Annotated in this window: 1 protein-coding gene; it reads right to left on the bottom strand. The window is 63.6% G+C overall.

Going from position 1 to position 12,346, the window contains the following annotated elements:
• Positions 1 to 25: 25 nt before the first annotated feature.
• Entirely contained in the window at positions 26 to 12,340 is a 12,315-nt protein-coding gene (locus tag AB4O45_RS22465) for a non-ribosomal peptide synthase/polyketide synthase (RefSeq protein WP_460160563.1), read from the bottom strand.
• Positions 12,341 to 12,346: the final 6 nt, after the last annotated feature.

Here is a 12,346-nt window from a genome sequence, read left to right as displayed (position 1 = left end):
AGCGCCCGCGCAAAAGACCGGGCGATCAACCCACCCGCGCCATGCAATGCTCGATCAACGCTTCAAGCTCGCGCTGGTAATCGCTCATCAGCGCATCCATGGTGCCGGCGCGGTAACGCTGGCTGCTGTAGATGCAGCGCAAGGCCAGTTGCCCGTCATAGACCTGGCCGACAATTTCCAGCCAGTTGCCCAGATTCGCCTTGAGACTGTAGTTGTCGCCGGTCTCTTCCAGTGCCGGCACCAGCAACGCCTGTTCATCGAAGCTCTGGTCGAACTGCCCGAGGTAGTTGAACGTCACCCGTGCCTGCGGCAATGCAGCCAGTTGCGCCGAGATTTCCGGCCCGGCCAGATGACGCAGCACGCCATAGCCGATGCCCTTCTGCGGTACGCCCGCCAGTTGCGCCTGCACATCGATGATCGATTGGCCGATGTCGTCGCTGTCCGGGCGCAAACGCACCGGGAACATGCTGGTGAACCAGCCGAGGCTGCGGCTCAGGTCGATCGATTCGAAGAGGTCTTCGCGCCCGTGCCCTTCGAGCAGAATCAACGCCGACGGTTGCTGGCTCCAGCGGCACAGGGCGCGACTGAGCGCTGACAACAGCAAGTCGTTGATCTGCGTGCCGTACACCGCCGGGGCCTGTTTGAGCAGTTGTTCGGTGTGCTCGCGGGACAGCTTGAGCCGCGCCTGCGCCTGTTGCCGCACGAGGTTCTTGCCGCGCGGGTTGTCGCACGGCAGATCAACGCCGGGCTGATCCAGTTGCTCCAGCCAATAGCTCAATTCCTGCTCGGCAATCACCGGCGCCTGCGCCTGCAATGCCTCGGCAAACGAACGATAACTGCTGGTGCGAATCGGCAGCTGCGGCGCCAGCCCCTGCACGCACGCCTCATAAGCGACTTTCAGATCGTCGAGCAGAATCCGCCACGACACGGTGTCGACCACCAGGTGATGAATCACCACCAGCAACCGCGCCTGACCATCCGGCAAGGCCACATGCATGACCCGCCAGACCGGCCCGTCATTGAGTTTGAGGCTGCGCTGCGCGAGGTTGGCCAAGGCTTCGACCTCTTCGCTGCTTTGCGCTTCACGGCGCCACAGCACAGCCTCGTCGGACGCGCTGCTGCTATAGCGCTGCAACCAGCGCCCGCCGTCGTTGGAAAAACGCAGACGCAACGAATCGTGATGCTGTTCGATCAAGCCCAGCGCCTGTTCCAGGGCATCGAGATCCAGCGGCTGACGTGCGCTGAGCAGCAACGACTGGTTGTAGTGATGCGCCTCGGCCATGCCTTCGGCGAAGAACCATTGCTGGATCGGCAGCAAATTGAACGCACCCTCTGCAGCGACCTGAGTCAGGTCCGGCAACGCTTGCCCGGCGCCCTCCTTCGCCACTTGCTGCTCTACGATGCCGGCGATGGTTTGATAGCGCATCAGATCACGCAGCTTCAGCTCCATCTGCAGGGTCGGGTGGTTTCTCACCCGCGAGATCACTTGCAGGCTGAGGATCGAATCGCCGCCCAGTTCAAAGAAGTTATCGCTGATACCGACCTGCTCGACCTGCAACACCTGCGCCCAGATTTCCGCCAGCAGGCGTTCCTGCTCGGTGCGCGGGGCAACATATTCGTCGCTTTTGAACTCCGGCTCCGGCAAGGCCTTGCGATCGAGCTTGCCGTTGGGCGTGACCGGGAACGCGCTGAGGCAGACGATCTGCGCCGGCACCATGTATTCCGGCAGCGAAGCGCGCAGCCCGGCCTTGAGTTCATCGCCGATGTCTTCACCGCTGGCGGTGACCACGTAGCCGATCAGTTGCTTGCCGGAGGCATTGTCGCGGGCAATCACCAGCGCATCGCTGACCGCCGGCAACTGACGCAGGCTGGCCTCGACTTCGCCTAGCTCGATGCGGAAGCCACGGACCTTGACCTGATGGTCGATGCGCCCGACGTAATCGACCACCCCGTCCGGGCGACGACGCACCAGATCGCCGCTGCGGTACAGGCGCTCGCCAGGGGCAAACGGGTTGGGCACGAAGCGCTCGCCGGTCAGATCGGGGCGGCCGTAGTAACCGCGAGCGACGCCGTAACCGCCGATGTACAACTCACCGGCGAAACCCGGCGGCAGCGGATTCAGATCGTCGTCGAGCACGTACAGCGAACGCGCACCGACCGCGCGGCCGATCGGCGCGTATGCCGCTTCGCACTGCTGGCTGATGGCGACTTTCCAGAGCATCGGCGTGACCACGGTTTCGGTCGGGCCGTAGCCGTTGGTGAAGTACTGCGGACGCAACGCCGCTTTCACCTGTTCGAAAGTCTGTTCCGGCACCGCGTCGCCACCGAAGCAGTAGATGCGTACCGGTGGCGGTGCAATGCCGCTGGCGGCGGCGTACTCGGCCAGTTGCTTGAGATAGGCCGGTGGGAAGCAGGCGATGGTCACGCCGTAATCGTGCAGGGCCTGATAGGTCTGCTCCGGGGTCCACAGGCATCCGTCACGGATCACCAGACGACCGCCGCTGTACAGCGTACTCAGCCAGCGTTCGTGAGCGCCGTCGAAAGCGAAGGACATGAAGTGCAGCTCGCAACTGCTCGCGTCCATATCGTACAACTCGGCGATCGCCTGGCAGTGCATGCTCAGCGGTCCCTGAGTCACGGCCACGCCTTTCGGCCGCCCGGTGGAACCGGAGGTGTAAACCAGATACGCCAGGCTCTGCTCGTGAACATCGCAGACCGGTGCGGCATCGCTGTAAAGACTGCGATCGAGCTGATCGATTTCCAGGCGCAACACGCCATGCGGCGCCGGTAACGTCGCGCGCAGGCTGGTTTGCGTCAGCAGCAGCGCCATGCGCGAATCTTCGATCATGTACGCCAAGCGCTCGGGCGGATAATCGATGTCCAGCGGCACGTACGCCGCACCGCTCTTGAGCACGGCGAGGAAGCTCACCAGCATTTCCAGCGAGCGCGGCAACGCCACGCCGATCACCACTTCCGGCCCGGCGCCGTGCGCGATCAGGCACTGCGCGAGTCGATTGGCCTGCCGCTCCAGCTCTGCGTAGCTCAGGCTTTCGCCGGCGCATTGCACCGCGATCGCGTCGGGCTGCTGTTGCGCATGACGACTGATCAACTCCGGCAACAGGCGAGGTTCATGGCGGTGCGCCGGCTCGGCGCTCCAGGTCTGCGCCGCTTGCCATTGTTCGGCGGACAGACGCTGCAAGTTGCCCAGCCGCTCATACGGCGCGGCCATCATCGCCGCGAGGGTGTTTTCCAGGGTCAGGCGAATGCCTTCTACCGCCTCGGCGCTGAAGTGGCTGCGCAGGTACAGGTACTCGATCGACAATTCGTCGCCGAGCATCACCGCAAGGTCCATCGGCACGTTGGTCACGCCGTGGCCGATGGATTTGCCGAAGGTCAGCTCGGTGTCGGTTTCTTCCTGCAAGCGCTCGTCGATCGGGAAGTTCTCGAACACCACGATGCTGTCGAACAGCGCCTGACCACCGAGGTTCGACCAGCGCTGCACATCGGCCAGCGGCGCCTGGGAGTAATCGCGAATGTCGAGGTTGTAGGCCTGCACTTCGCCCAGCCAGTCGGCCAGGCGCTGATCGGCCTGCGGCGTCTGAATGATCGGCAAAGTGTTGATGAACAGGCCGAGCATGTTGCCGACGTTCGGCAGACTTTCCGGACGCCCCGATACGGTGGCGCCGAAGGTCACCGTCTGCTGGCCGGTATAACGCTGCAACAGCAGCAGCCACGCACCTTGAATCAGTGTGTTGGGGGTGATGCGCAAGTCGCGGCAGAACTCCAGCAGACGCGCGGTCTGCGCTTTGTCCCAGTTCGAATAGAGCGCATCGTGACCAGTAACGTCGGCACTATGACGCGGGTGCATCGCCTGACTCAGCGCGGTCGGTTCGTTGACCACCGCCAGACGCGCCTTCCAGAACAGCTCTTGGGCATCCTGATCCTGCGCCTGCAACCAGGCGATGAATTCGCGATAGCGGCCGTTTTCGCCAGTCACCTGGCCCGTGGCGTAGTACTGCAAGACCTCGCCGAACAACCGCGAACTGCTCCAGCCGTCCATCAGAATGTGGTGGCTGGTCCAGATCATCTGGTACTGCTCGTCGCCCAGCTGCAGCAGGGTCACCCGTTGCAAACGCGCCTCGGACAAGTCGAAGCCCAGCGCGCGGTCGGCGCTGGCGAATTCGGCAATCGCCGCCTCGCTGCAATCCTGCCCACGCCAATCGAGCACATGCATCTGCAGCGGCGCCTGGCGATGGACGACCTGCAACGGCTTGGCCAGCCCATCCTGCCAATGGAAACTGGTGCGCAGGATCGCCTGCCGCACAATGATGAATTCCCATGCCTGGCGGAAACGCTCCACGTCGAGGCCCTTGATCGGCAGGCTGACCTGTTGCACATAGAGGCTGCTGCCGTTATCCGACAGGGTGTGGAAGAGCATGCCTTCCTGCATCGGCGAGAGCGGATAGACGTCTTCGATCAGTTCCGCCGGCACCGGCAAGGCATCGAGTTGCGCCTGATCCAATTGCGCCAACGGGTAGTCGCTGACGCTGGCGGATTGCGCGTCTTCAAGCGAAACCACTGCGGCCAGTTTCTGCACCGTCTGCTGCTGGAACAGGTCCTTGGGCGTGAAGCAAATGCCCTGCTGCCGAGCGCGGCTGACCAGTTGAATCGAGATGATCGAATCGCCGCCGAGGGCGAAGAAGTTGTCGGTCACGCCGACCTGCTCGATCTTCAGAATGTCCTGCCAGACCTCGGCCAGTTGCTGCTCCAGCGCCGTCGAAGGCGCGACGTAATCGCGTTGCGCCTGACTGGCGTCCGGTGCCGGGAGAGCCTTGCGATCAAGTTTGCCGTTGGGTGTCAGCGGCAACTGTTCGAGGAACAGCCACTGCGCTGGCACCATGTAGTCCGGCAGATGCGCCTTGAGCGCGGCTTGCAACTCAGCACTCAGCGCGTCCAGTTGCGCAAGACTCTGATCAGCCTCGGCCGGCACCACATAAGCGACCAGTTGCTGGCCGCCAACGCCGTCCACCGCCAGCACCACGCCTTCGCACACGCTGGCCTGGGCCAGCAGACGCGCTTCGATTTCCCCCAGTTCGATACGGAAGCCGCGCACCTTGACCTGATGGTCGATGCGGCCGACGTATTCGATACGGCCGTCGTCCATGAAACGCGTCAGGTCGCCGGTGCGGTACATGCGCTCGCCGTTGCTCGCTAACGGGTTTGGCACGAAACGTTCGGCGGTCAGGCCCGGGCGCAACAGATAGCCACGGGTGATGCCGTCACCGGCCAGATACAGCTCCGCAGCGATGCCGAGCGGTGCTGCCTGCAATTGCCCGTCGAGCAGGTACGCGGTGGTGTTGCGCAGTGGCCGGCCGATAGTGGCCTGGCCGCCGAGTTCGCGACGGGTCCAGGTCGAATACGTGGTGTCTTCGGAAGGCCCGTACAGATCGTAAACGTGGGCAACCGAAGTCTCGCGGTACAGCGTGTCGACCAGCGCCTGCTTGAGCGGCTCGCCGGCCAGATTGATGATGCGCACGCCCGGCGGGATCTGGCCGATGCGTTGCAACGCGGCAATCGCCGATGGCACGGTGTTGATCAGGCGCACCTGATCACGCTCGGGCAAGTCCGCCAGCTCCAGGGCATTGCGCGCCATGACCATGGACCCGCCGCGCGCCAAGGTGACGAAAATCTCCCACACCGACAGGTCGAAGCACACCGACGTCGAGGCCAGTACGCCTTGCAGATCGTCCTCGCTGTAGACCTCGGCGGACCAATCAATCAGCGCCTGTACGTTGCGATGGGCGATGGCCACGCCTTTCGGTTTGCCGGTGGAACCGGAGGTGTAGATCACGTAGGCGAGATTGGCCGAGTGGGCGTGCGCCGGCAGGTTGTCCGGCGCTTGCGCGGCGAACGCCTCACCGCCGGCCTCGACCAGTACCACGTGTGCTTCGCTGGACGGCAGTTGCGCCAGCAACGCTTGCTGGGTCAGCAGAACTTTCGCCTGGCTGTCGTCGAGCATGTAAGCCACGCGGTCGGCCGGGTAGTCCGGGTCCAACGGCACGTAGGTGCCGCCGGCCTTGAGCACCGCCATCAGGGCGATCACCAGTTCCGCCGAACGCGGCAGCGCCACGCCGACGCGCACTTCGGCGGTGACACCCAGCGTCACCAAATGCCGGGCCAACTGGTTTGCCCGCCGGTTCAGTTCGCCGTAGCTCAGGGCCACGCCGGCATGACTCAACGCCAGTGCCTGCGGATGTGCTGCGACCCTTGCTTCAAAGCTCTGCGAGATCAGCCGCTCGGCCGGATAAGCCGCGTGATTGTCGTTCCACTGCGCCAGCGTCTGCCGTTCGGCCAGCGGCAGCAGACCGATCTCGCCGAGTGCCCGCTGCGGCGCTGCGATAAATTGCTCGAGCACTTCACGCAAATGCGCCGCCAGACCAAGCACGCTGCGCTCGGCGAAGTGTTCGGTGAGGTAGTTGAAATCGAGGTTGAGCACTTGGCTGGCGCCGGCGATCAGGGTCAGACCGTAGTTGGTCTGCTCGCGATGCTCCAGACCGGAAAAGCGCAGCCCGCCCGGATTGGCCTCCAGCGCTTCTGACACCGGGTAGTTCTCGAACACCAGCAAAGTGTCGAACAGCGCTTCGCCACTCAATGCGGCCAGACGCTGAATGTCCTGCAACGGCGTCTGTTCGTAGTCGCGCAACAGCAGGTTCTTGTCCTGCACGCTGCGCACCCAGTCGCCCACACTGAGGGTGGCCTGCGGGCTGGCGATCACCGGCAGAGTGTTGATGAACAGCCCTAACTGTTCTTCGATGCCCGGCAAATCCACCGGACGCCCGGATACCGTGGCGCCAAACGCCACGGTGGCCTGGCCGGTGTAGCGCTGCAACACCAGCAGCCATGCCGCCTGCACCAGGCTGTTGAGGGTCACCTGTTGCTGACGGGAGAAGCTGTTCAGACGCTGGGTCAACGCTTCATCGAAATGCAGACGATGCATCTGTTTGCCCGGCCCCGGCACGGTGCGTCCGTGGCAGGCGGAGGCCAGTCGGGTCGGCTCGTCGAGTTCGGCCAGTTGCCCGCGCCAGAATTCCTGCGCGGCCGCCTTGTCCTGGCCCTGTAGCCACACCAGAAAATCCCGATAGCGACCCTGCGCGCTCGGCACCGGCTGGCCGGCGTAATCCTGCAGCACCTCGCCGAACATCCGCGAGTTGCTCCAGCCATCCATGAGGATGTGGTGGCAGGTGAAAATCAGTCGATGGCGATCGTCGGCAGTGCGCAGCAGGCACAGGCGCAACAGCGGCGGATTCTGCAGATCGAAGCCACGTTCGCGGTCGGCCTGCGCCCGTGCTTCAAGCACCGCCGGCAGATCGGCGGCATCGCGCACATCGATTTCCGGCATTTCCAGGGTCAGTTGGCGGTTGATCACCTGCAACGGCGCATCGAGGCCATCGCGGCCCCAGATGAAACCGGCGCGCAGCACTTCATGGCGATCGACCACCCGTTGCCAGGCTTGCTGGAACCGCGCGACGTCGAGGCCGTCGATGTCCAGCAGCATCTGATAGACGTAGGCGCTGGCATCCGCGTCGTACAGGCTGTGGAACAGAATGCCCTGCTGCATCGGCGCCAGCGGGTAGATGTCCTCGATGCGCTGGGCGGCGATCGGCAGGCTGTCCAGATGCGCCTGGGACAAACCGGCCAGCGGCACGTCGGACGGAGTCAGCCCCCCGGAATGACTGAGGCAGTGGTCGATCAATTCGCTCAGCGCCACTTCGTAGGCACGGGCCAAACCGACAATGGTCGCCTCTTCGAAAACGTCGCTGCTGTAGGTCCAGGTCAGGCTCAACTGGCCCTGATAAACCCGGCCATCGATGGTCAGCCAGTTGGCCATCGGCGCGTTCGCGTCCTGACCGGCGCCCTTGTCCTCGGTGGCCGGCCGCCACAAGGCGTCTTCATCGAAGTTGTTATCGAACTGGCCGAGGTAGTTGAACGTCACCTGCGGTTGCGCCAGTTCATGGAGTGCCGCTTGTGCTTCGGCGGTGCCGAGATAACGCAGCAAGCCATAGCCAATGCCCTTGTTGGGGATCGCGCGCAGTTGCTCCTTGATGCCTTTGATCGAGGTTTCCAGGCTGGCGTTTGGCGTCAGGCGCACCGGGAACATGCTGGTGAACCAACCCACGGTGCGGCTCAGGTCGATGTCATCGAAGAGGTCTTCGCGGCCATGGCCTTCGAGCTGCACCAGCGCACTGTCGCTGGCGGTCCACTCGCACAGCACCCGCGCCAGTGCGGTCAGCAGCAGGTCGTTGACCTGGGTGCGGTAGACCGCCGGAGCCTGTTGCAGCAATTGGCGGGTACGTTCGGCGTCCAGCCGCGTGTCGACGCTGCGTTCGAAGCGGTTGTTCAATTGGCCCTGCGGATTATCCAGCGGCAAACCGAGCGGAACGTCGCGCAACTGCTCGCGCCAGTACACCAGTTCGCTTGCCAGCGCCGTGCTGCGCGCATGTTCTTGCAGGCGCAAGCCCCAGTCCTTGAACGCGCTGGTCTTGGCCGGCAGATGCACGCTCTGTCCGCTGCTGATCTGCTGATAGGCGCTTTGCAGGTCTTCCAGCAGGATTCGCCACGACACGCCATCGACCACCAGGTGATGAATCACCAGCAACAGACGCTGACTGGCGTCCGGCATATCGACCAGCGCCGCGCGGATCAGCGGGCCGTTGTGCAGGTCGAGGCTGCGTTGCAGATCCAGGCACAGCGCTGGCAGTGCCGCGCTGTCGTCCAGCGTAAAGCTGCGCAACAAGTCTTGTGGCTGATCCGCCGCGCCGTGGCTTTGCTGCCAGCCCTGCTCGGTTTGGCGATAACGCAGACGCAAGGCGTCATGCTGTTTTTGCACCTGCGCCAGGGCCTGTTGCAGCGCAGTGGCTTGCAGGGTTTTCGCCGGGGTCAGCAGGATCGACTGGTTCCAGTGATGCCGCGCCGGGATGTCGCTGTGGAAAAAATACTGCTGGATCGGCGTCAGTGGTGCGTCGCCAAGCACCTCGCCCTGCTCCGTCTGCACCGCGTCGCTTTGTTGCGCGACGGTGGCCAGACGCTGCACGGTCTGGTGCTGAAAAATGTCCTTGGGCGTAAAGCGAATGCCGGCCTGCCGCGCGCGGCTGACCACTTGAATCGAAATGATCGAATCGCCGCCCAGCTCGAAGAAATTATCGTGAAGCCCGACCCGCTCGACCTTGAGCACGTCCTGCCAGATCTCCGCCAGACGCTGTTCCAGTTCACTGCGCGGCGCCGCGTAGGCTTCTTGCACCTGCGCAACGTCCGGCTGCGGCAGCTGCTTGCGATCGAGCTTGCCGTTGGCGGTCAGCGGCAGTCGGTCGAGGAACGCCCAACTGACCGGAACCATGTAATCGGGCAGGGTTTCGCGCAGGTGCGCCTTGATCGAATCGCGCAGGGCGCCCTGCTCGTCCGCGTTCACTACCTCGACGGGCACGACCCAGGTTGCCAGTTGCTGACCGCTGAGGCCGTCCACCGCCAGCACCACCGCTTCGCGCACCTGTGGATGCTTGAGCAGTTGCGCTTCGATTTCGCCGAGCTCGATGCGGAAGCCACGGATCTTCACTTGGTGGTCGATACGGCCGATGTACTCGATCACCCCGTCGCCGCGCAGCCGTGCAAGGTCGCCGGTACGGTATAGGCGCTCGCCTGCCTTGCGATTGAACGGGTCGGGCACGAAGCGGGTGGCGCTCATTCCGGCCTGATTCAGATAACCACGGGCGAGACCGGCGCCAGCGATGTACAACTCACCGATGCAGCCTTGCGGCACCAGGTTCAGCGAGCTGTCGAGCAAGTACCACGACAGGTCGACAATCGGCGCGCCAATCGGGCTGCTGTGATTGCTCTGCAGATCCGCCAGCGACAATGGCCGGTAGGTCACGTGCACGGTGGTTTCGGTGATGCCGTACATGTTGATCAGCGTCGGCGCGCGGTCGCCAAAACGTTCGAACCACGGGCGCAGATTCTGTACTTCCAGCGCCTCGCCGCCGAACACCACGTAACGCAGGGCATTGCTGCGACTCGACTCGCAGGCGACTTGCATCAACGGCTTGAATGCCGACGGCGTCTGGTTCAACACCGTGACGTTTTCATCGCACAGCAGCGTGTAGAAATCCTCTGGCGAACGGCTGACATCGTGGGGCACGACCACCAGTTTGCCGCCGTACAACAGCGCGCCGAAAATCTCCCACACCGAAAAGTCGAACGCGTAGGAATGGAACAGCGTCCAGCTGTCCTGCGCGCCGAAATCGAACCAGTGCGCGGTGGCGCTGAACAGGCGCATCACGTTGCCGTGCGGCAGCAACGCGCCCTTGGGTTTGCCGGTGGAACCGGAGGTGTAGATGACGTAGGCCAGATTGTCCGGCGTGGTCAGGCATGGCGGGTTGCTTGCGATGCCGTGCTCCGGCGCCTGATTCAGATCGAGGCAGATCAGCCCCGGCGGCAGCGGCAATTGCCCGAGCAAATGGCCCTGGGTCAACAGCAATTGAATACCGCTGTCGTCGATCATGTAGCTCAAGCGGTCATCCGGGTAGCTCGGGTCCAGCGGCACATAGGCGCCGCCCGCTTTCAGCACCGCGAGAATGGCGACGATCATGTCCAGCGAACGCTCCACCGCCACACCGACGCGCACGTCCGGGCCGACGCCCTGCTCGAGCAGCGTATGCGCCCACTGGTTGGCGCGGCGATTGAGTTCAGCGTAGGTCAGGCGTTGTCCTGCGAAGGTCACGGCCACCGCGTCGGCATGCCGCTCGGCCTGGGCCTCAATGGCTTGCTGGATGCACGGCGTCAGCGGTTGTTCAACCAGCGACGGATTCCATTGCGCCAACAGCTGTTGCTGCTGGCCGGCGTCGAGCATCGGCAATTGGCCGATGCACCGGGTCGGCTCGGCGACGATCGCCTGCAACAGCGCGGTCCAGTGTTGCGCCAGTCGCTCGATGGTCGCTGCGTCGAACAGGTCAGTGGCGTACTTGAGCACGGCTTCGATGCCGTGGGCCTGCTCGGTGGTGTTGAGGGTCAGGTCGAACTGCGCGGTCTGGCTCTGCCATTCCAGCGGTTCGATGTTCAGGCCGTTGAGGCGTGTGGCGACGCTTGCGCGGCGCTCGGCCTGGTGGTTGAACATCACCTGGAACAGCGGACTGTGGCTGAGGCTGCGGCCCGGCTCCAGCGCTTCGACCAGTTGCTCGAAAGGCAAGTCCTGATGCGCCTGCGCCTCCTGCGCGGTCTGTTTGACCTGACGCAGCAGTTCGACAAACGGCAGCTCTGCGTCGATGTCCGCCTTGAGCACCTGGGTGTTGACGAAGAAGCCGATCAGGCGCTCGATTTCCACTCGGCCACGGTTGGCCACCGGCACGCCGACACGGATGTCGCTTTGCCCGCTGTAGCGATGCAGCAAGGCCTGAAACGAAGCCAGCAGCAACACGAACAGGGTGACGTTTTCCTGCCGGGCAAAGGCCTTGAGGGCATGGCTCAGCGCCGGATCAAGAATCAGGTTATGGCTGGCGCCGGCGAAGCTTTGATCGACCGCGCGCGGGCGATCCAGCGGCAACTCCAGCACCGGTTGTTCGCCGCCGAGTTTTGCCTGCCAGTAGGCCAGCTGCCGCTCCTGCTCACCGGCCTCCATCCACTGGCGCTGCCACAAGGCGTAATCGGCGTATTGAATCGGCAGGGCCGGCAGACCGGCGTCGTGACCGAGGTTGAAACCGGCATAGAGCTGCACCAGTTCCTCGATCATCACTTGCAGCGACCAGCCATCGGAAACGATGTGGTGCAGGGTCAGCACCAGCACATGCTCAGCGGGGTTGACCTGTAGCAGCGCGGCACGCAGCAACGGGCCGTGTTGCAGGTCGAAAGTCTTCTGGCTCTGGGTCTGGACGAAAGCCTGGATCGAGTGCTCCGGGTCATTCGCCAGATCAGCGCTCAGGTGATGAATCTCCAACGCAAAAGGTCCTGCGGGCAGGACCACTTGCAAGGGTTGCGCGCTGTCTTGCGAGAACACCGTGCGCAAGGTTTCGTGGCGCTCGATCAGCGCCGCAATGCTGCGTTCCAGTGCCGGCACATCCAGCGGCCCTTGCAAGCGCAGGGCCGTCGGAATGTTGTAGGCCGCGCTGTGCGGTGCCCACTGCCAGAGGAACCACTGGCGCTGCTGAGCGTAGGACAGCAGCAACGGCTCTTCAGCCGTGCGCTTGAAAACCGGGGCAATGTCAAAGAGGTTGACGCCTTTCTGCTTGAGCAGAACCGCCAGAGCCTTTCTTTGCTTAGCCGAAAGTTGTCCTACCGACTCGATTAACTCTTGCACGCGTTT

It is taken from the genome of Pseudomonas sp. S2_B10 (assembly GCF_054668425.1).
The sequence above is the reverse complement of the archived record's forward strand: the minus strand, read 5'-3'. Positions and strand labels throughout refer to the sequence as shown.